Raw genomic sequence first — 20741 nt, 5'->3', positions numbered from 1 at the left:
GTCGCCTTACCCGGTTGCGCCCTTCAGTGCCCTCCTTCGATGCGACGTAGAAAGAGTAGCGGGCGGATAGCTTGCTTTCAGATGTTAGAAACACGGCGGCTTATCTGGCAAGAAAAACTGCCTATATGATGTATCATTACCCCTGATCTGCGCGAATATACAGCAATTGTGTAGCGACCATGCTTCTGAAATTAAAGTGTTTTCCTGCGGAGTGCTGTAAACGCTCCCGAAGCACCTTCTAAAAAAGCCGAATAATCCAAGTCGATATTTTAAGCATCCAAAAGCGTCGGTTCCCGCTTTTGCCGCGCTGCCGGGTGGGATAGCGTAGGCGGTATGAGCAGTTCCCCTCGATTCATTCACCTCCGCGTTCACACCGAGTATTCTCTGCTGGAAGGTGCCGTGCGGCTGAAAAAATTGCCAGCGCTGTGCGAGAAGATGGAGATGCCCGCCGTCGCCGTTACCGACACCAACAGCATGTTCTCGGCCTTGGAATTTTCCGTGACTGCCAGCGGGGCAGGGGTGCAGCCGATTATGGGCTGTCAGGTCGACCTGACCTATCTGCAGGCGCAGCCTGGTGAAAAGCCTAAAGCGCCGGCGCCGCTGGTGCTGCTGGCGCAGTCCGAGGTGGGGTATGAGAACCTGATGAAGCTGAGTTCCTGCCTTTACGTCGATAAAGGTGGGCAGCTACCGCAGGTCACACTGGAAGAACTCGCGGACCGATCGGACGGCCTAATCTGCCTGACCGGCGGGCCGGATGGACCGGTTGGGATGCTTTTGCAGCAGGGGCAACGCCCGGCGGCGGAGTCTCTGGTGGATCGGTTGGCTGGGATGTTCCCAGACCGCCTCTACGTCGAACTGCAACGCCATCCCGGCGAAGGCGGCCAGCCTGAGGTGGAACGCCTGACCGAACGCGGTCATGTCGAGATGGCATATGCCAAGAACCTGCCGCTGGTCGCCACCAATGACGTCTACTTCCCTACATCAGATATGTATGAGGCTCACGACGCGCTGATCTGTATTGCCGAGGGTGCCTATGTTGATCAGCAGGAGGGCCGCCGCCGCCTGACCGCGCAGCACTATTTCAAATCGCAGCAGGAAATGGTGACGCTGTTCGCCGATCTACCCGAAGCGATTGAGAACACCGTCGAGATCGCCAAACGCTGCGCCTTCATGGCTTATCGCCGTGATCCGATCCTGCCGAAATTTGCCGATGACGAAGTTGCGGAGCTGCGCCGGATCGCCAATGAGGGTTTGCAAAAACGTCTGGCGGTGATCCCTCATGCGGTGACACCCGAGGAATATCAGGAACGGTTGGATTTCGAGCTGGGGATCATCGAAGGGATGGGATTCCCCGGTTATTTCCTGATCGTTGCGGACTTTATCCAATGGGCCAAGGACCACGATATTCCGGTGGGGCCGGGGCGGGGGTCGGGCGCGGGGTCGCTGGTGGCTTATGCATTGACGATCACCGACCTTGACCCACTGCGCTATTCACTGCTGTTCGAACGGTTCCTGAACCCCGAGCGGGTCTCGATGCCCGACTTCGATATCGACTTCTGCATGGATCGCCGAGAAGAGGTGATCCGCTACGTGCAGCAGAAATACGGCCGCGATAAGGTGGGGCAGATCATCACTTTCGGTGCTTTGCTGTCGAAAGCCGCCGTGCGCGATATCGGGCGGGTTCTGCAGATGCCTTACGGTCAGGTGGACCGTCTGTCCAAGATGATCCCGGTCGAGGGCGTTAAACCTGTTTCCATCGAAAAGGCGCTGAAAGACGAACCCCGATTGCGTGAAGAGGCGAGGAGCGAAGAAGTCGTCGACCGCTTGCTGACATACGGTCAGCAGGTGGAAGGGCTGTTGCGAAATGCCTCGACCCACGCGGCGGGTGTGGTGATCGGGGACCGGCCCTTGGACGCGCTGGTGCCGCTCTATCAGGACCCCAGGTCCGACATGCCTGCCACCCAGTTCAATATGAAATGGGTGGAACAGGCCGGGTTGGTGAAGTTCGACTTTCTGGGTCTGAAGACGCTGACCGTGATCCAGAACGCGATGGATCTGATCTTCAAATCCGGGCGGTCTTTGCACATCGCGGCGGATGGCACCGAGCTTTACGAACCGGCCGATGGAGCCGAGAACCAGATCAACGCCATCCCATTGGATGATGAGGCGACGTACAAGCTCTATTCAGCGGCCAAGACCGTTGCGGTGTTCCAGGTTGAATCCTCGGGCATGATGGATGCGCTCAAGCGCATGAAGCCGACCTGTATCGAGGATATCGTGGCCCTCGTGGCACTCTATCGTCCGGGTCCGATGGAGAACATCCCGACCTATTGCGAAGTCAAGAACGGGCTGCGTGAGATCACCTCGGTTCATCCGCTGATTGACCATATCCTTGAGGAAACTCAGGGCATCATCGTTTATCAGGAGCAGGTGATGCAGATTGCGCAGGTGATGGCAGGGTACAGCCTTGGCGGTGCTGACCTTTTGCGCCGCGCGATGGGTAAGAAGATCAAAGAGGCGATGGACGCCGAGCGCCCGAAATTTGAAAAGGGCGCGGGTGAGAATGGCGTGGACGCCAAAAAGGCTAGCGAAGTCTTCGACCTGCTGGAGAAATTCGCCAACTACGGCTTCAACAAATCCCACGCCGCCGCCTATGCGGTGGTCAGCTATCAAACTGGTTGGTTGAAGGCGAACCATCCGGTCGAGTTCATGGCTGGCGTTATGAACTGCGATATCCATCTGACCGACAAGCTGGCCGTCTATTTTGAAGAGGTCCGCAAGGGGCTGGAATTGCCCTATGTCCCGCCATGCGTAAACCGTTCTTTGTCGACGTTTGACGTGGTGAATGGCGAACTGGTCTACGCGCTGGGCGCGTTGAAAAATGTCGGTGTTGAGGCGATGAACCTCGTGGTCGATGGACGCGGGGATAAGCCTTTTGTCAACTTGTTCGACTTCGCTCGTCGGGTTGACCTCAAGAAAGTTGGTAAACGTCCGCTTGAGATGCTGGCCCGCGCCGGGGCGTTTGATCAGCTCGACAAGAACCGCCGCCGGGTCTTCGAAAGCCTTGATCCTCTGGTGCAGTATTCCGCGGCCATCCACGATCAGAAGAACTCGAACCAAGTGTCGCTTTTTGGAGAGGCGGGTGATGACCTGCCCGAACCCCGGCTGTCGCCCACACCCGACTGGTTGCCGGCGGAACGTCTGAGCGAAGAATTCAAGGCAATCGGGTTCTATTTGTCCGGCCACCCGCTGGACGACTACATGCCCGCGCTGAAACGCAAGAAAGTCATGACGTTAGACGAGGTGACGGAAAAGGCGCGCTCGGGTCCTTTCATCGCGAAGATGGCCGGTGTGGTTTCCGGGCGGCAGGAGCGGAAGTCAGCCAAGGGCAACCGCTTTGCTTTTGCGCAATTGTCCGACCCGTCGGGGGCGTATGAGGTCACGTTGTTCTCGGAAACGCTGGAGAAATCGCGTGAGTTTCTGGAGAGTGGGTCGCAAGTGGCGCTGACCGTCAAAGCCGAAATGGAATCTGATCAGCTCAAGCTGCTTGCGAATTCTGTCGGGCCCGTGGACGCGGTTGTTGCTGAGGCCGGAGCAACAGGTTTGCGGATTTTCGTGGATGTGCCGGAGGTGTTACCAACGGTTGCCAAGGTCCTTGAAGAGGCCGCCGGGGCAGCCAAACGGGCAGCCAAGGGACCGATCTCCATCTGCTTGCTGGACCCGGGCCTGCCAGGTGATGTCGAAATGGACCTGGGGCAGGATTTCCCGATCAACCCGCAGATCAAGGGCGCGATTAAATCGCTGGATGGCGTGATGTCGGTAGAGGAAATCTGAGCCAGCCATTTGTTGCCACAGCGTTTTTGCACCGCTAGGCTGAGGGCATGCCCCGTTTCGGGGCGTGTCACGGGAGGGCACAGCTATGGCAATTTCAGCTATTGGATTGAGAACGCTATTCGTCGCGACAGCGACGTCGCTGACTTTGGCGTCTGCCGGATGGGCGGATGACAAGGACGACAAAAAGAAAAAGCAAACGATCGAGGGCGCTTTGATAGGCGCTGGCGTGGGTGCGTTGATCGGTGACGGTAAGGGCGCGGCGATCGGCGGCGTCGCAGGGGCAATTATCGGGCATAACTGGAAGTGAATGCGATGCGGTTTTTTAGTCTCAGAACGCCCGTTTGCGCCGCAATCCTTGTGACCCCGTTTATGGCGACTGCCGATGACGTGGCTGATCAGATGGTTCAGGATGCATTGCCCGTGATGCACTATACTTGCGCCTCGATTGCCGAGGAGGCGAATGGTGACGAAGCCTTTGTTGTGTCTGTAGTCGAAAAGATGACGGCTCTATCGCTCTACAATCGCCAGATCAACATTGAAGATCATGCAAGCACTGACGAGGAAAAGGCCCAACTACGTGAAGCATTCATCGGCGCGCTGTCGGAAGGATGCGCTGCGGACAAGCATGCCCTCTTGGGCGGAGTGGTCGACAATGCTGTAAAGACGTCGCTGGGGCAGTGATCGATCAATAATGCGGGGGGCGTTCGTCTCCGAAGACAACCCCTCCCAAGCCTTCCTGTGCCCGTTCGGCCTCGCGCTGTAACAGCATCTCGACACGGCGGGTCAGGCGGTCGATCTCTGACTGTTGGCGGGTGACGACCGTGTTCAGCTCTTCGACCGTACGGGTCAGATGGGTGATCTGTTCTTCCAGCTGCTGCATTTTGGGCTCCTGTTCCTGCGCTGGTCATAGCGACCCTGTGACGCCGTGGCCAGAGAAACCCCGCCTTGCCCCGATGCGGACCATGGGATAGACCGCGCGCGGAACATGAAAATCCCAAGGACGCCCCACATGGCCAAGCCCAAGAAACAGCCCCGCCCCAAGGCAATTACGCCGAAAGGGTTCCGCGACTATTTCGGCCAGGAAGTCACGCAGCGCACCGAGATGCTGCGGGCTATCGCGGATGTTTATCATCGGTACGGGTTTGATGCCTTGGAGAGCAGCGCGGTTGAAACGGTCGAGGCACTGGGCAAGTTCCTGCCCGACGTCGACCGCCCGAACGAGGGCGTGTTTGCGTGGCAGGAAGTGGACGAGAATGACAAGGGCGACTGGATGGCCCTGCGTTATGACCTGACCGCGCCTTTGGCCCGTGTCTACGCGCAGCACCGCAATGATCTGCCGACGCCTTATCGCCGCTATGCGATGGGCCCGGTCTGGCGCAACGAAAAGCCGGGGCCGGGGCGGTATCGTCAGTTTTATCAGTGTGATGCGGATACGGTGGGTACGGCCTCGATGGCCGCTGACGCCGAGATTTGTGCGATGCTGTTGGACACGTTGGAGGCAGTTGGAATTGATAAGGATGACTATTTAATTAGAGTCAACAACCGCAAGGTTCTGAATGGTGTGCTTGAGGCGATGGGCCTTGGCGAAGACGCCGCTGCTCGTGACAACGTTTTGCGCACCATCGACAAGTTCGACAAGGTGGGCGAGCAAGGTGTGCGCGAGCTTCTTGGCAAAGGTCGTCTTGATGCCTCGGGCGCTTTCATCGACGGTGTGGGTTTGGCCGACTACCAAGTTGAATTGGTTCTAGACTACGTATTGTCTCGGCAGCGTGTGGAGCAGGAACTGCACGACATCCGCACCATTATGAAAGACAGCGATGATTGGGAAGCTGCGCGTGGTTTGACTAAGAAAATGGAAACTGGTGGAGCGCTTACGGCTAATGATCCTCAAATCGACCAATTCCGAGATGATATGCTTTTCAAGCATCTTCGGCGCTTGGTGGGCCAATCCGAAATTGGCCAGGAGGGTATCGAAGAATTGGAGGATATTTCTTCTCTGGTACGCGCCCAGGGATATGGGTCTTCAAGGATTCTGATTGATCCTTCTGTGGTACGGGGTTTGGGATATTACACTGGCCCAGTATTCGAGGCCGAATTGACCTTCGAGATATTCGACGAGAAAGGCCGTAAACGACAATTTGGCTCCGTTGCCGGTGGTGGACGCTATGACGATCTGGTAGCCCGATTCACGGGTCAGAAAGTGCCCGCTGTTGGCGTGTCTATCGGCGTTGACCGCCTGCTGGCCGCTCTGCGGGAAAAGGGTCGGATAAGCGCGCAGGCAACGGGTCCCGTGGTTGTGACCGTCATGGATCGAGATCGGATGGCCGATTACCAAGCGATGGTGGCCGAACTGCGTAATGCTGGTATTCGGGCCGAGGTTTATTTGGGCAACCCCAAGAACTTTGGCAATCAACTGAAATATGCGGATAAGCGGAACTCGCCCATCGCGGTGATCGAAGGCGGCGATGAAAAAGCCAACGGCATCGTGCAGATCAAGGACCTGATCCTTGGTGCCAAAATCGCCGAAAGCGCCACGCTGGAGGAATGGAAAGAACGCCCCAGCCAGTTCGAAGTGCCGCGCGGCGATCTGGTCGCAAAGGTGCGCGAAATACTGGACAGTCAGGACTAAGCCATGCCCAACCGTTCCCAGATACAGGCCCGCGCCGCGATGATGCGCGTCCGGTTTGAGGCCGCAGGCGCTCAGGTTGTCGACACGCCACTGCTGCAACCGGCCGAAACACTGTTGGACCTTTATGGCGAAGATATCCGTGCCCGCGCCTATGTGACCTCGGACGCTCTGCGCGGTGAACAGATGCTGCGCCCGGACTTCACCCTGCCTGTCGTGCAGATGCACATGACCGAAGGGGCCGAGCCCGCGCGCTACACCTATTCGGGTGAGGTGTTCCGGCGGCAGGAGCATGACCCGGACCGGTCCAATGAATACATTCAGGTCGGCTATGAAGTCTTTGACCGTGACGACCCCTCTGGTGCGGATGCCGAGGTATTCTCGCTGTTCGCATTACAACTGCGGGGCCTGCCGCTACGTGCGGCAACCGGCGATATCGGAATCCTAACAGCGGCAGTTCAGGGGCTGCGGACCACGGACCGGCGTAAGACGGCGCTGATGCGTCACCTTTGGCGGCCACGTCGGTTCCGTATTCTTCTGGATCGTTTCGCGGGCCGCAAACCCGGCCCCGAGGGGCGCGATGACCTCCTGAATGTCGAGGATCCTCTGGACAACGACATTCCGATGATCGGCAAACGCCGCGCGGCCGAGATTGAGGCCAGGATCGAAGCTCTGCGCGAAGATCGCGACACGCCGCCGATCTCAGACAACGAACTGGCCGGGTTGGAAACGCTGTTGAATGTGCGCGAAACCATGCCCTTTGCGTTGGAGCAGTTGCGCGATGTAGCGGTGGACCTGCCGCAGATCACACCGGCGCTAGACAGGCTCGAGGCGCGCGTGGCCGCACTGCAGGCGCGCGGTGTCGATGTTGAACGGCTGGATTTCGAGGCCGCATATGGCCGGACCTCGATGGAGTATTACGACGGGTTCGTGTTTGGCTTCTATGCCGAAGGCCGCCCTGACTTGCCTCCCATTGCCACTGGCGGCCGCTATGACGCGCTCACCCGGCAACTGGGGAACGGGGCTGAAATCCCTGCGGTGGGTGGCGTTCTGCGCCCCGACCTGATGCTGGAAGTCGAGGAGGCCGTACAATGAGCCTGAAACTGGGCGTGCCCTCGAAGGGCCGGTTGATGGAAAAGACCTTCTCGTGGTTCGAAAAAAACGGCATCACCCTGTCGCGCAGCGGATCGGACCGGGAATATGCGGGTAAGGTCGAAGGAATCGATGGGGTTTCCCTGATCCTGCTCTCCGCTGGTGAAATCCCGCGCGAGCTGGCCGCTGGGCGCATTCACCTGGGCGTCACTGGTATCGACCTAGTGCAGGAAAAACTGCCACGCTGGGAGCAGCAGGTTGAAGAAATCTCGCAACTTGGTTTCGGCAAGGCTGATTTGATTATTGCCACACCCGCCTGCTGGGTGGATGTTGACACGCTAGACGATCTGGATGCAGTCGCCGCCGCCTTTCGTAAGACCCACGGCCACCGTTTGCGGATCGCCACCAAGTATCACCGGCTGGTACGCGAGTTCCTGACCGACGCGGGCGTGGCCGATTACACGCTGGTCGACAGTCAGGGCGCGACCGAAGGCACTGTGATGAACGAAACGGCCGAAGCGATTGCGGATATCACCTCGACCGGGGAAACTCTGCGCGCCAATCACCTGAAGATTCTTGCGGACGGGTTGATCCTGAAATCGCAGGCCACACTGTGGCGGAGCCGGGTGCCCAAGTACGGGCCGAATGACAAAGCGGTTCTTTCCGAATTGTTGGATCGCTTGAGTTAAAGCACCCCGATTTCCGCCAACGCGCGGTTCAGGTCGTCGGGCAGGGCGTCGTCCTGCTCTCGGCCTTTGGGTAGGTCGGCTGGCGTATCTTCGGGTTTCAGATAACGCCATCCTTGAAACGGGCGCTTCAGTGCGGTCTGGGTGCGATGTACCTCGGGGTCCAGCACGATAGCACAGCGGCGGATGCCGTCTTCGCCACGTACCTCATCCAGCCGCAGGATACGTTGACGGCATTGGATCACGCCTTTGATCACCCAATAAATTGATCCGCCGTTCAGAATCTCGGCCTCGCGTTTGGGCCACATGCGGGTGACATGGCGCGGGCATCCGTCTTCATACAGCGGCTTGCGGTTATCCTGCCACGCGATCAGTGTGTCGACGCTTTCGGAACCAACCGAAAGTTTTATGAGGTTTACGTACTTATCCACAGCTTTCCCACAGAGTCGTCCCAAGGCACACCTTTATATTGTAGCCTCACTTATACCTTCATCAAGGTGTTGTGGCATTGGGTGGCGCTGCTGTAATGTAGAGTCTCGACAAAGAATCAACAATCACGTGGCGTAGCTCAACGGATAGAGCGCCTCGCTTTCTAGTAGCAGGTTTCGACACCTATCAGGCTACGGCGAGGAGAATGCGGGTTCAAGTCCCGCCGCCATGCCTATCCAACTTTTTCAACTGGAGCACCAATGAGTCGCTTTGCCGCCCCCATCGCCGAGCAGATCTGGGACATGAAATACCGCTTTAAAAAGGCGGATGGCACGCCCATCGACCAGACGGTTGAAGACAGCTGGCGGCGTATCGCCCGCGATTTGGCGCGGGTCGAGGAAGACCCTGCGCATTGGGAGGAGGAATTCTACGAGGCGCTGGAGGATTTCAAATACCTACCTGCTGGGCGTATCACCGCAGGGGCGGGTACCGCGCGTCAGGTGACCCTGTTCAACTGCTTTGTTATGGGCACGGTACCCGACAGCATGGGTGGCATCTTTGACATGTTGAAAGAGGCCGCGTTGACCATGCAGCAGGGTGGGGGTATCGGCTATGATTTCTCGACCATCCGTCCGCGTGGCGCGGATGTGCATGGTGTGGCGGCGGACGCTTCGGGCCCGTTGAGCTTTATGGATGTGTGGGACGCGATGTGCCGGACGATCATGTCCGCAGGCTCGCGTCGTGGGGCAATGATGGCGACCATGCGCTGTGATCATCCTGACATAGAACAATTCATTACCGCGAAATCTGACCCGGCCCGGCTGCGCATGTTCAATATGTCTGTGCTGGTGACGGATCCTTTCATGGAAGCGGTCAAAGCGGACGGGCCATGGGAACTGGTGTTCGGTGACAAGGTCTATCACACTGTTCAGGCGCGTGATCTGTGGAATAAGATCATGCAGGCCACCTATGACTATGCCGAACCGGGCGTGATTTTCATTGACCGGATCAATCAGGCCAACAACCTGAGCTATGTCGAGACCATCGCTGCGACCAATCCCTGTGGTGAGCAGCCATTGCCGCCCTATGGGGCGTGCTTGCTGGGCTCGATCAATCTTGCTCGGTTGGTGGCTGACCCGTTCGAGGACGCGGCGCATCTGGACGAAGAGGCCCTGCAAAAGCTTGTCGCCACATCGGTACGGATGATGGACAACGTCGTCGACGCGTCAAAATTCCCGCTGGTCGAACAAGAGGCCGAAGCGCAAGACAAACGCCGCATCGGGCTGGGTGTGACCGGTCTGGCGGATGCGCTGCTGATGCTGGGCCTGCGCTATGGCTCGGACGAGGCGGCGCGTCAGACCGAGCGCTGGTTGCATGCGATCGCTCGCGCCGCGTATCTGGCGTCGGTGGACTTGGCGAAGGAAAAGGGGGCTTTTCCCCTGTTCGACGCCGAGAAGTATTTGGCCAGCGGCACCATGCAGCAGATGGACGAGGATGTGCGGGACGCAATCCGCGAACATGGCATCCGCAACGCGCTGCTGACCTCGATCGCGCCGACGGGGACGATTTCGCTGTACGCTGGGAATGTTTCTTCTGGGATCGAGCCTGTCTTCGCCTATGCGTATACCCGCAAAGTTCTGCAAAAGGATGGTTCGCGAACTGAAGAAGAGGTCGTGGACTACGCTGTGCAAATGTGGCGCGACAAGTTCGGGGATGCGGAATTGCCCGATTATTTCGTGAACGCGCAGACTTTGTCTCCGTCTGATCACGTCAAGATGCAGGCGGCAGCCCAAAAATGGATCGACAGTTCGATCTCCAAAACGATCAACTGTCCCGAAGATATCAGCTTTGATGCTTTCAAGGACGTCTACATGCAGGCCTGGGATCAGGGATGCAAAGGCTGTACTACGTACCGCCCAAATGACGTAACCGGATCAGTTCTGACCGTCTCGGAAAGCGACGACAAAGCACCCGGTGAAAGCGCCAGTGCTCCGCATGAGGTGGATGGAGGTGAGGTCGTCTACATGTCCGAACCGCTTGACCGTCCGCAGTCGCTTGAGGGTTCGACTTACAAATTGAAATGGCCCGATAGCGAGCACGCCATTTATCTGACCATCAACGATATCGTTATTGGTGGCCGCCGCCGTCCGTTTGAAGTGTTCATCAACTCGAAGAACATGGAACATTACGCTTGGACGCTGGCGCTGACGCGAATGATCTCGGCGGTATTCCGTCGGGGTGGCGATGTGTCGTTTGTTGTCGAAGAACTGAAGGCCGTGTTCGATCCGCGTGGCGGGGCGTGGGTGCAAGGCAAGTATATCCCTTCGATTTTGGCTGCGATTGGCGGTGTGATTGAACAGCACCTGATTAATATCGGTTTTCTCGAAGGTGAGGGCATGGGGCTGAAGTCTGATCCGCAGGCGCAAGTGGTCAACATGGATGCACCTCGCGGCAAGGCGTGCCCGTCGTGCGGCCAGTTTGACATGGTGATGATCGAAGGGTGTATGACCTGCCGTAGCTGTGGCCATTCCAAGTGTGGATAAGTGCTATGAGCACATCTTCACAATGTTGGGTTTAGTATAGTCAGATATTCTCCCGCTAAGGGTAGAGTATCTGATTCTCTCAAGCCACATTTTCGTTAACTCTGTATTAACGTCTCTTTTCCGCCTTATTTTACATTGATAAGACGGTCTTGTGAGCAGTGATGGGTAGAAGGTGCGGGCGGTACAATGAGAGCCGGACAAAGCGGTCGTGTAGCGATACAGTGGGGGCAAACGGAAATTGACGGTCTAGAGGCTGCGCCTCTGTCCTTTTTGAGTGTCGGGGCAGCTTGGTCCTGGCGCGGTCAAGTGCAATTTCTGGCCGAAGCAACCGAACAAGCGATAGGGCGTTCAAGAGGCGCCCATGGCTGCGTAGCGAAAAATCTGGGACACTATAAACAACTTCAGATACTGCCTGAGGCCGCAAGAGGTTTGCTTGTTTTGACCAATGGTGCGCAAACCTTCTCGGCAATTTTATTCCAAGTTGCGGGGGAAACAGTGCCGGTTCTGGTCTTTGATGGCGATTACCCGGCGCGTGACCAAGAGTTTTGGATCAGCGAGTTCACCGAGATTGAAATCGAAAATGGCGAAGTAACCGAAGTGAACACTTCGGTTGTCGCCTTTCCACACAGACAGATTCCGAACCTGGGTAACCAGGGCGAGCGGCGGGCGGTCTCTGCCTGCCTTGGAGCTGATTGAGTCATTGGCAAGCCCCGCCTTTTAGCGGAAATTCCAATATGAGGCGGAACGGTGTGTTGACTCTGCCGGTTCCGCAGATATAAGCGCGGCTTCATTGGTGTTGGTGGCCCCCGCAAGGGGATGCCTGTCATGGGGGAAACCTCAAGAGGACAACGCCCTTCATAGTGGCCTTTCAGGGCCTCGACCTAAACGAAGGAGATCAGCCGTGACCAAACGCACGTCTGCCAAGTACAAAATCGACCGCCGGATGGGCGAAAACATCTGGGGTCGTCCGAAATCCCCGGTCAACCGTCGTGAATACGGCCCCGGCCAGCACGGCCAGCGCCGCAAGGGCAAACTGTCGGACTTTGGTCTGCAGCTGCGCGCCAAGCAGAAGCTGAAAGGCTACTACGGCGACCTGACCGAGAAGCAGTTCCGCCGCATCTATGCCGAAGCCGAGCGTGTCAAAGGCGACACCGGTGAAAACCTGATCGGTCTGCTGGAGCGCCGCCTGGACGCCGTAGTCTACCGCGCCAAGTTCGTACCGACCGTCTTCGCTGCACGTCAGTTCGTGAACCACGGCCACGTCAAAGTTAACGGCAAGCGGGTCAACATCCCGTCCTACCGTGTCAAAGAAGGCGACGTGATCGAAGTTCGTGACAAATCCAAGCAACTGGCTCTTGTTCTGGAAGCTGCTGCTCTGGCTGAACGTGATGTGCCTGACTACATCGACGCCGATCACTCGAAAATGACCGCGACCTTCGTGCGCGCACCGGGCCTGAGCGATGTACCTTACCCGGTCATGATGGAACCGAACCTGGTGGTCGAATTCTACGCGAAGAACTAATCTTCGCTGATCCGATTGAAATTCAGGGCCGCGCTGACAAGCGCGGCTCTTTTCGTTTCAGCCAAGCAAATTGATGTCCGAATCGCCTGCGTTTCCGTAGAACGTGAAGATTCCTCAGGCTGGGGTCGTTGAGCTAATTCAGCGCTGACTTTTTGCTGGGACTGATACAATGGCGCGGTGGGCTGGGTTGACGCGGATCTGGATGTCCGGCCGTCACTAAGGCTCGGAGCATTTCGTCGGATTGCTTTTCTCAATTCCGCGAAAACCGTTCCTTGTTTAGGACCTGATCAGATAGGCAACGGTCGCCCTTCGGCTATGGCTTCCATTGCAAAGTACGAGGTCACGCTGTCCAACTCGACCTTCTCGATCAGTCGTTGATAGACCTTGTCGTATGAGGCCATGTCCTGCGTGACGACTTTCAACTGATAATCATAGTCGCCGCCGATGCGATGGAAATCCACTACCTCGGGGATGGTCAGGACATGGCTGCGAAAGGCTTGCAACCATTCGGCGGAATGATGCCGCGTGCGAAGCATAACAAACACCACAAGGTTCAGCCCCAATTCCTCGCGCGCGATCCGCGCGGTCGAGCCGACGATCACACCATCGTCATTCAACGCCTTGAGGCGACGCCAGCAGGCGTTCTGTGATAGTCCGACCCGATCCGCCAATTCGCGTTGGGACAGCGTGGCGTCCGTTTGCAGTTCGCGCAGAATGCGTTTGTCAATTTGATCTATTTTTTTCGACATACCCAATCATATGACACAAAAAGTTAGAAAGCCATCAAAAGAAAGGTGGAGTTTCCTCGGGTGTATCCAATCATATTGGTGGGAACAGTATGGAGACCATATCATGACCCTGTCCAAATTTCGCGAAGACATTCTTTCCACCACTCGCAATTCACGCCTAAGCGATGGTCTGATCGGAGAGAATGTTCTGATCCCAGGTCTGCATGGGGATGTGCCGCTGGTTTATGCGGATTATGTCGCTTCGGGACGCGCGCTGCGGCAGGTTGAAGATTTTGTGGCCGAACAGGTGTTGCCATTCTATGCTAACAGTCATACCGAGGCTTCATATTGCGGATCTTTCATGACCCGGTTACGCCGTGAAGCTCGCGCAGAAATAGCCCGCATCGTTGGTGCGAAGGGAGCGGACGCGGTGATTTTCACCGGGTCCGGCGCCACTGCGGGTCTAAACCGGCTGGTCAGCTTGTTGGGAGTGGAAGCGGCTGACCGGCCGGTCGTTTTGATTGGCCCGTATGAGCATCACTCGAACATCTTGCCCTGGCGAGAAAGCGAGGCGCGGGTGATCGAAATTCCCGAGGCACCTGAGGGTGGTGTTGATCTTGTTGTACTAGAGCGGATGTTGGTGGACCATGCTGCGTCCGATCTGATCATCGGTTCCTTTTCGGCGGCATCCAACGTGACAGGCATTGTAACGGACCCGGATCCGGTCACGCGGTTGCTCAAGGCACATGGCGCGGTTTCGGTCTGGGATTATGCTGGCGGCGGGCCTTACTTGCCGGTGGATATGGGGCCTGCCGATGCCCGTAAGGACGCGATCGTGGTCTCTCCGCATAAGTTCCCCGGCGGACCGGGCGCATCTGGTGTTCTGGTCGTGAATCAGAATGTGGTAAAGCGCACATGCCCCAGTTGGCCCGGTGGCGGCACGGTCAGTTTCGTCTCACCGTGGCGGCATGATTACAGCGAGAATCTGGCCACCCGCGAAGAGGCCGGAACACCAAACGTGATAGGCGACATCCGTGCGGCGCTGGCCTTCATCGTCAAAGACGTGGTTGGCACCGATGAGATTGCCCACCGTGAGGCGCAGTACAATCGCATGGCGCTGGAAGGGTGGGGCGACAATCCGAACCTGACCCTACTGGGCACGGACAACCCGCATCGCCTGCCGATCTATTCCTTTCTCGTGCATGATAACTCGGGTCAGCCGGTTCACCAGCAACTGTTCACCCGGATGCTCAGCGATATCTACGGCATTCAGGCCCGTGGCGGCTGTGCCTGCGCTGGGCCCTATGCGCATCGCCTGTTGGGGATCGACCGTGAGACGTCGGACGAGTTGCACGCGGCATTGTCTGCTGGGGAAGAGATGAAGAAACCCGGTTGGGTGCGCCTGAACTTCTCGTACCTGATGAGCGAGGAAACTGTTCAGTTCATCATCGACAGCGTCAATGACCTGTCGCGCCGAACCGAAGAGTTCGCGCCGTTTTACAGCGCTGACCCGGCGACGGCCCGCTTCAAAGCGGCGTGACGGAATTGCCGCTTTTCTCAACGCGTTGAGACAGGTATGAGAGGCTCCAATCAACGGAGCCTCTTATGAACAAGATCACCCCTCAACCCGGCATTATGGACATCGCGCTGTATCAGGGCGGTCAGTCGCATGTGGCCGGGGTCGAGCATGTGATCAAGCTCAGCTCGAATGAAAACCCGTTCGGCCCCAGTCCCAAGGCGATAGAGGCCGTGCGCGAAAGTGCCGTCACCCTTCATCGCTATCCCAGCACCGACCATGCCAGCCTGCGGGCTGCGATTGGCGAACGCCACAATTTGGACCCAGCACGAATCATCTGCGGCGTGGGCAGTGACGAAGTGCTGCAATTCATCGCTCAGGCCTATGCCGGGCCGGGGGATGAGGTGATATATACCGAGCATGGATTTTCCATGTACCCGATCATCGCCCGCATGGCCGGCGCGACCCCGGTCATGGTGCCCGAGCGGGACCGGCATGTGGATGTCGACAACATCCTTGCTGCGGTGACCGAACAAACCCGGATCGTGTTTGTGACCAATCCGGGCAATCCGACCTCGACCATGATCCCCGAGGTCGAACTGGTGCGGCTGGCCGAGGCGCTGCCGCAGACCTGTCTGATGGTGATTGACGGCGCCTATGCCGAATTTGTCGACGGCTTTGACGGCGGCGCTTCACTGGTAGATCGGTTCGACAATGTAATCATGACCCGAACCTTCTCGAAGGTTTACGGTTTGGGCGGCATGCGTGTCGGTTGGGGGTATGCGACGCAGCCGATCATCGACGTTCTGAACAGGGTGCGCCAGCCGTTCAACCTGTCTCTAACCGCGTTGGCGGCGGCAGAGGCAGCGGTGAAAGATGTGGAATTCCTGACCTTCTGTCAGGCTGAAAACGCGCGCCTGCGTGTGTGGTTGTCCGAAGAATTGGGCAAGATCGGCGTACCGTCAGATACGTCCTGCACCAATTTCATCCTCGCCCGTTTCTCGGATCAGGCCGAGGCTGAGGCTTGTGACGATTACCTCAAAACTCAGGGTCTGATCGTGCGTCGCGTGGCGGGGTACAACCTGCCAAATGCTCTGCGGATCACAGTCGGTGATGAGGAAGCCTGCCGCCGCGTCGTTGTGGCCATCACCGTGTTCAAAGGGGGTTCGGCATGACCCAGATATACGACCGCGTCGCGCTGATCGGGCTGGGCCTGATCGCTTCGTCCATGTTCTGGGCGATCAAACGCTCGGGCCTTGCGGGTGAGGTCACAGGCTATGCCCGCTCCGAGGCGACCCGTGAAACTGCCCGCCGGATTGGTCTGTGTGACCGGGTATGCGACACAGCGCAAGAGGCTGTTCAGGATGCCGATCTGGTTGTTCTTTGCGTGCCTGTCGGTGCTATGGGCACGGTTGCAGCAGATATCGCGCCGGTATTGAAGACGGGTGCGACGGTGACGGATGTGGGCTCAGTCAAACGCCACGTGATTCAGGCGGTCTCGCCGCATATCCCCGAAGGCGTGCACTTCATTCCCGCACACCCGCTTGCTGGGACCGAGCATTCTGGTCCCGAATCCGGGTTTGCCGAGTTGTTCGACAATCGCTGGTGTTTGGTGGTGCCGGTCGAAGGCTCGGAACCTGATGCCATTGCCCGCCTGCGCGCGCTGTGGGAGGGCATGGGCGCGAATGTGGACGAAATGGATGCCGATCACCATGATCTGGTTCTGGCGGTGACGTCCCATGCGCCTCACCTGATTGCGTATACTATGGTGGGTGTCGCCGACGATCTGCGCCGGGTGACTGACAGTGAGGTCATCAAATACTCCGCCGCCGGTTTCCGGGATTTCACACGGATCGCGGCCTCGGACCCGACCATGTGGCGTGACGTATTTCTGACCAATAAAGACGCGACGCTGGAAATCCTTGGGCGCTTCACCGAAGAGCTGTTCGCCTTGCAGCGGGCCATCCGTACAGGCGATGGTGAGCATCTGTTCGACTATTTCACCCACACGCGCGCGATCCGGCGCGGGATCATCGACGCAGGGCAGGATACGGATGCGCCTGATTTCGGACGGGGAAAAGTAAGCTCATGAGGCGCGTCTGGAGGGGCATGATGATTGGCTGCGTGGCTTTCAGCGCCACCGCAGCCATCGCGGCACCTCTGGATCAATCTCTGGTTCCCGTGGCACGACCAGCGGTAGAACCCGTATTGCCAAGTTCCGCATCGGCACCCAACGCTGAAGTTCGGCCAGAACTGCGCCCGGTGTCGCCGCAGATGCTGGCGTTTGCCGCGCGCCCTTCGGATTTACCCCTGCTGGGGCCGGACACTTCTCTGATGCCGTACCTGCGGCCAAAATCGGTGGAACAGGAAGCGTTGTTTAAAAAACGCAAGCTGCGCAAAGGTTCGGTCTGTGGAGACATCGACATTCAGGGCAAACCCGTCGGCAACGTGCCCGGCAGAATCAAGGCATGCGGGATCAAGGAGGCGGTTCAGATCACCTCGGTTTCAGGTGTGGCGCTCAGCCGTCCGTCGACCATGGATTGCGGCACGGCCATCGCGTTGAACAAATGGGTCGACAAGACGGTCAAACCCACCTTCAAGCGACGCGGGCCGGTAGCCGAGATTCAGGTTGCCGCCCACTATGCATGCCGGACCCGGAATAACCAAAAAGGGGCCAAGATTTCTGAACACGGTAAAGGCCGTGCGATAGATATATCAGGCTTCAAAATGGCGGACGGAGAAGTCGTGACCGTTCTGAATGGCTGGCGCAAGAACCCTTCAAAGCGCCAATTGACCAAGATTTGGCGCGGGGCGTGCGGCCCGTTTGGTACGGTGCTGGGGCCAAATGCGGATCGCTATCACCGCGATCATTTCCATCTGGACACGGCACGCCACCGCCGTGGACCTTACTGTCGTTAACGCAGGATCAGACGCGGGGCAGGGCCAAGAGGCAGTGGTCCCAATGCCACAAATCCGTCACGGAAATTCAGCTGCAAATCCAGCGCATTTGGATTGCCACCTAGACCGGCCATAAAGTTCAGTGCCCGTGTTACTGTGTCGACGGCCTGATCGGGCAGGGCACCTGCTGCGTTGGCCATGGCGATCATGTCCCGCCAATTCTCGGCCCGGATCGCGATCTCGCCTGTTGGAATACCCTGTGCGTCGATGTCCAACTCTCCGGTGGCAAACAATCGCAGCGCGCCCCACTTGATTTCGGCCAGCCGCAGGTCGATCTCGACCAGTTGTGGTCTGCTCAGCTCCAAGGCGGACCGATCCCAGACCTTGTCGAACGTGGCTGTCATGTCCAGTTCCAGCGTGTCAAATGCCTGCGGCAGTGTGGTGGCTGACCGCATCAGGTCGCGCAATTCGTCTCCGGGTGTGAAGCCGTCGGCCCGTGCGCTGATCACGTAAGCTTCGGGGGTGGCCGTCTGTTCCATCACAAGGGCCAACGTGTCGCCGGCGGCCAGCGCCTCGGTTTCGTCAGCGATCGACCAGGCTCCGCTGGTGAGCGCCATCTTTTCCAGCACAAGTGCAACGCCGGGCTGCAGTTGCAATTCGGCCTGCAGATCGTTGGCCTCGATGGTGGCCGTCTGATCGTAGTAGGATAGCCGCTGGGGCGTATCGGCGAACCGCAACACCTGACGACCGGGCCAGATTGCAGGGCTTTGGAATTCGATCCAGTCGGCGCTCCAGGCGGTGCCGTTCACCGGATCGGCCAGCGCCGGGCTGTTCAGTCGGGTCACGTGGTGAAACGGGTATCCGGCTGTCTCGGCGTCCGAGAATTCGGCCTGCCAACCCCGGTCCTGCTGTGCGTCGAACCAGGCGGTGATCGCATTGCGCAGCCCGAAACCGGCGACGAACCAATAGGCGCTCCAGATCACAACTATGAAAATGACAACTCGTATCAGGCCGCGCATGGCAGTTCGCCCTTTTTCCCACCTTGGTTTTGATGTTTATAGGCGCAAACAGGCAAGGACCAGTGCTATGACGATGTGGGTTTTCGGATATGGATCGCTGCTGTGGAATCCGGGCTTTCCGGTGGCCCGCAGCGAACTTGCTACGTTGCATGGCTATGCCCGATCCTTTTGCATGAGCTCGATCCATCACCGCGGTACCGAAGACCATCCCGGCTTGGTTCTTGCGCTTGATGAACAGGATGACTCGCATTGTACAGGTCTGGCGCTGGCGGTCGAAGCCGGTCACGAAGACCGTACCCTGCACGAGCTGCGCCAGCGCGAGCTGATCTCTTCTGCCTATATCGAGAAGATGCTGGATGTGCATCTGGACGATGGCGAGGTGGTCAACGCAGTGACCTATGTGATTGATGCTGACCACGTGCAGTATTGCGGTGGCATACCGCTTGAGGAACAGGCCCAGATCATCGCGCATGCGGTTGGCGGGCGCGGGCCGAATACCGAATACCTGTATAATACCGCCGAACATCTGGCCGAGATTGACCTGCGCGACCCCGATCTTGAGTGGTTGGCGCAACGGGTGCGTAACATTACCGCATAAACCCTTGGCGTCACCGGCGGATTTTCGCTAGATTCAGCCCAGAGCAGATAAAAACCGGGAACAACGCGCATGGCGCAGGCACATCAGGGCGCGAGACCCCAATTCTCGCATCCCATTCGTCAGATTGTGATGATGTTGGTCGCAATAGGTCTGGCAGGGCTGGGCGTGTTCATGGCGTTGCCATATGTGATGCCGGTGGTTCAGGCCAACCCATACCTGAACGGCTTTATCCTATTGGTGTTTGTCATCGGTGTGTTTGCCTGTTTCTATCAGGTCACGCAGCTGATTGGCTCGGTTCGCTGGATCGAGGCTTTTGTCGGCGGTGTCGTTCGCGAGGATGCGCGCACGCCACAATTGCTGGCCCCCTTGGCGTCATTGCTGCGCGACCGTGGTGCGCGATCGCAGATCAGTTCGACTTCGACACGGTCCATTTTGGATTCCGTGGCCGAACGCGTCGAAGAAGAGCGCGAGATCACGCGCTATATCACCAACGTTCTGATCTATCTGGGTCTTTTGGGTACGTTCTTTGGCCTCGCCACGACTGTTCCGGCGATTGTCGACACCATCCGTAGCCTCAATCCGCAAGAGGGCGAAGAGGGGCTGGCTGTCTTCAACCGCCTGATGGTCGGGCTGGAGGCGCAACTACAAGGTATGGGTGTGGCCTTCGGGTCGTCCCTGTTGGGGTTGGCCGGGTCGCTGATTGTGGGTCTGCTGGAATTGTTCGCGGGCCATGGCCAAAACCGATTTTATCGAGAGTTGGAGGAATGGCTCTCTTCGATCACGCGTGTTGGCTTTGCTGCCGGGGACGAAGGCGGCGCCGAGCTGGCGGTACTGACGCCTGTTCTGGATGCAATGTCTGAACAGATGAACGCGTTGCAGGATTTGTTTGCTGCGCAGGAAGCGGATCGTGCTTCGGTGTCTTCCAGGTTGGGCCAGTTGGCGGACTCGATTGGTCAAATGAACCAGCGTCAGGAAAACAACGATGGTGTGACAGCAGCCTTGGAACGGGTGGCACTTGGGCAGGATGCCTTGCTGGATCACATGCGTGAACAAGGCAGTGGCGAAGGGATCGACGCTGAGAGCCGCATGCGTTTGCGGTCGATGGACGTTCAACTGTTGCGCATCCTCGAAGAAATCTCGGCCGGTCGTCAGGAAAGCATGAGCGAACTGCGCAAGGATATCGAGCTTCTGGTCAAAGCCCTGACATTACCCCGAGGCGCTGTACGTACCGCTCCGGAAGGAGAGTAGTC

General features: G+C 58.0%; 19 protein-coding genes and 1 tRNA gene. 16 read left to right on the top strand and 4 right to left on the bottom strand.

Translation table 11 applies throughout. The annotated features are described in order from the left end of the window. The first annotated feature begins 333 nt into the window (after positions 1-333). From dnaE to ACR0D7_RS04785, 3 genes are all read left to right on the top strand, one after another. Positions 334-3834, top strand: coding sequence for a DNA polymerase III subunit alpha (gene dnaE / locus ACR0D7_RS04795; RefSeq protein ID WP_480677953.1), 3501 nt, complete (start codon positions 334-336; stop codon positions 3832-3834). Positions 3835-3919: 85 nt separating this feature from the next. Beyond that, complete coding sequence (locus tag ACR0D7_RS04790) at positions 3920-4141, top strand: YMGG-like glycine zipper-containing protein (protein ID WP_170383744.1); 222 nt, start codon at positions 3920-3922, stop codon at positions 4139-4141. Between the two features lie 62 nt (positions 4142-4203). Then, positions 4204-4515, top strand: a complete 312-nt coding sequence (locus tag ACR0D7_RS04785; RefSeq protein ID WP_480677952.1) for a hypothetical protein — start codon at positions 4204-4206, stop codon at positions 4513-4515. Positions 4516-4519: 4 nt separating this feature from the next. Here the strand turns inward: ACR0D7_RS04785 and ACR0D7_RS04780 are convergent, their stop codons facing one another. Continuing rightward, positions 4520-4714, bottom strand: a complete 195-nt coding sequence (locus ACR0D7_RS04780) for a SlyX family protein (protein ID WP_480677951.1) — start codon at positions 4712-4714, stop codon at positions 4520-4522. A 129-nt stretch (positions 4715-4843) separates the two neighbouring features. On the opposite strand from ACR0D7_RS04780, the gene hisS reads away from it, so the two are divergent. From hisS to hisG, 3 genes are read left to right on the top strand one after another with little or no spacing between them, the layout of a single operon-like run. Further along, entirely contained in the window at positions 4844-6463 is a 1620-nt protein-coding gene (gene hisS, locus ACR0D7_RS04775) for a histidine--tRNA ligase (RefSeq protein WP_480677950.1), read from the top strand. 3 nt (positions 6464-6466) lie between these two features. After that, a complete protein-coding gene (locus ACR0D7_RS04770; protein WP_480677949.1) occupies positions 6467-7555 on the top strand; it encodes an ATP phosphoribosyltransferase regulatory subunit in 1089 nt (362 codons plus the stop codon). Next, positions 7552-8241, top strand: coding sequence for an ATP phosphoribosyltransferase (gene hisG / locus ACR0D7_RS04765; protein ID WP_480677948.1), 690 nt, complete (start codon positions 7552-7554; stop codon positions 8239-8241). Before ACR0D7_RS04770 ends, hisG begins: the two co-directional genes overlap by 4 nt. On the opposite strand, the gene ACR0D7_RS04760 is transcribed toward hisG, so the two are convergent. Beyond that, complete coding sequence (locus ACR0D7_RS04760; protein ID WP_480677947.1) at positions 8238-8669, bottom strand: DUF1489 family protein; 432 nt, start codon at positions 8667-8669, stop codon at positions 8238-8240. The two genes, hisG and ACR0D7_RS04760, sit on opposite strands and share 4 nt — an antisense overlap. A 126-nt stretch (positions 8670-8795) precedes the next feature. Between ACR0D7_RS04760 and ACR0D7_RS04755 the strand changes: the two genes are divergently transcribed. The 4 genes from ACR0D7_RS04755 (at position 8796) to rpsD (ending at position 12732) form a co-directional block, all read left to right on the top strand. Continuing rightward, positions 8796-8899 (top strand) — tRNA-OTHER (locus ACR0D7_RS04755). A gap of 28 nt (positions 8900-8927) precedes the next feature. Further along, on the top strand, positions 8928-11210 hold the full coding sequence (locus tag ACR0D7_RS04750; RefSeq protein WP_170383730.1) for an adenosylcobalamin-dependent ribonucleoside-diphosphate reductase: 2283 nt from the start codon (positions 8928-8930) through the stop codon (positions 11208-11210). A 186-nt stretch (positions 11211-11396) separates the two neighbouring features. Further along, positions 11397-11906, top strand: a complete 510-nt coding sequence (locus ACR0D7_RS04745) for a hypothetical protein (RefSeq protein WP_480677946.1) — start codon at positions 11397-11399, stop codon at positions 11904-11906. A 205-nt stretch (positions 11907-12111) separates the two neighbouring features. Next, positions 12112-12732 (top strand): 30S ribosomal protein S4, encoded by a 621-nt coding sequence (rpsD, locus tag ACR0D7_RS04740; protein ID WP_170383716.1) that lies wholly within the window; start codon positions 12112-12114, stop codon positions 12730-12732. Between the two features lie 287 nt (positions 12733-13019). Here rpsD and ACR0D7_RS04735 read toward each other — a convergent pair whose 3' ends face one another. Then, on the bottom strand, positions 13020-13481 hold the full coding sequence (locus ACR0D7_RS04735; RefSeq protein WP_480677945.1) for an Lrp/AsnC family transcriptional regulator: 462 nt from the start codon (positions 13479-13481) through the stop codon (positions 13020-13022). A gap of 103 nt (positions 13482-13584) precedes the next feature. Here ACR0D7_RS04735 and ACR0D7_RS04730 point away from each other — a divergent pair, with 103 nt between their 5' ends. From ACR0D7_RS04730 to ACR0D7_RS04715, 4 genes are all read left to right on the top strand, one after another. Further along, positions 13585-15000: an aminotransferase class V-fold PLP-dependent enzyme gene (locus ACR0D7_RS04730; protein ID WP_480677944.1), complete on the top strand. Its 1416-nt coding sequence runs from the start codon at positions 13585-13587 to the stop codon at positions 14998-15000. A 65-nt stretch (positions 15001-15065) separates the two neighbouring features. Further along, the gene (gene hisC, locus ACR0D7_RS04725; RefSeq protein ID WP_480677943.1) at positions 15066-16151 is read left to right on the top strand and encodes a histidinol-phosphate transaminase; all 1086 of its coding nucleotides are present in this window, start codon (positions 15066-15068) and stop codon (positions 16149-16151) included. Then, on the top strand, positions 16148-17068 hold the full coding sequence (locus tag ACR0D7_RS04720; protein WP_480677942.1) for a prephenate/arogenate dehydrogenase family protein: 921 nt from the start codon (positions 16148-16150) through the stop codon (positions 17066-17068). The genes hisC and ACR0D7_RS04720 overlap by 4 nt, the downstream gene beginning before the upstream one ends. After that, positions 17065-17895: an extensin-like domain-containing protein gene (locus ACR0D7_RS04715; protein WP_480677941.1), complete on the top strand. Its 831-nt coding sequence runs from the start codon at positions 17065-17067 to the stop codon at positions 17893-17895. Before ACR0D7_RS04720 ends, ACR0D7_RS04715 begins: the two co-directional genes overlap by 4 nt. On the opposite strand, the gene ACR0D7_RS04710 is transcribed toward ACR0D7_RS04715, so the two are convergent. Beyond that, positions 17892-18893 carry a DUF2125 domain-containing protein gene (locus ACR0D7_RS04710; RefSeq protein ID WP_480677940.1) on the bottom strand — a complete coding sequence of 334 codons (1002 nt, stop codon included), beginning with the start codon at positions 18891-18893 and terminating at the stop codon, positions 17892-17894. The two genes, ACR0D7_RS04715 and ACR0D7_RS04710, sit on opposite strands and share 4 nt — an antisense overlap. 67 nt (positions 18894-18960) lie before the next feature. On the opposite strand from ACR0D7_RS04710, the gene ACR0D7_RS04705 reads away from it, so the two are divergent. Beyond that, positions 18961-19491: a gamma-glutamylcyclotransferase gene (locus ACR0D7_RS04705; RefSeq protein ID WP_480677939.1), complete on the top strand. Its 531-nt coding sequence runs from the start codon at positions 18961-18963 to the stop codon at positions 19489-19491. 69 nt (positions 19492-19560) lie between these two features. Next, positions 19561-20739, top strand: a complete 1179-nt coding sequence (locus tag ACR0D7_RS04700; protein WP_480677938.1) for a biopolymer transporter ExbB — start codon at positions 19561-19563, stop codon at positions 20737-20739. Positions 20740-20741 lie beyond the last annotated feature (2 nt).

It is taken from the genome of Ruegeria sp. BB7, assembly GCF_056539365.1.
Note: the sequence above shows the minus strand (reverse complement) of the source record. Positions and strands in the feature narration are given on the sequence as shown.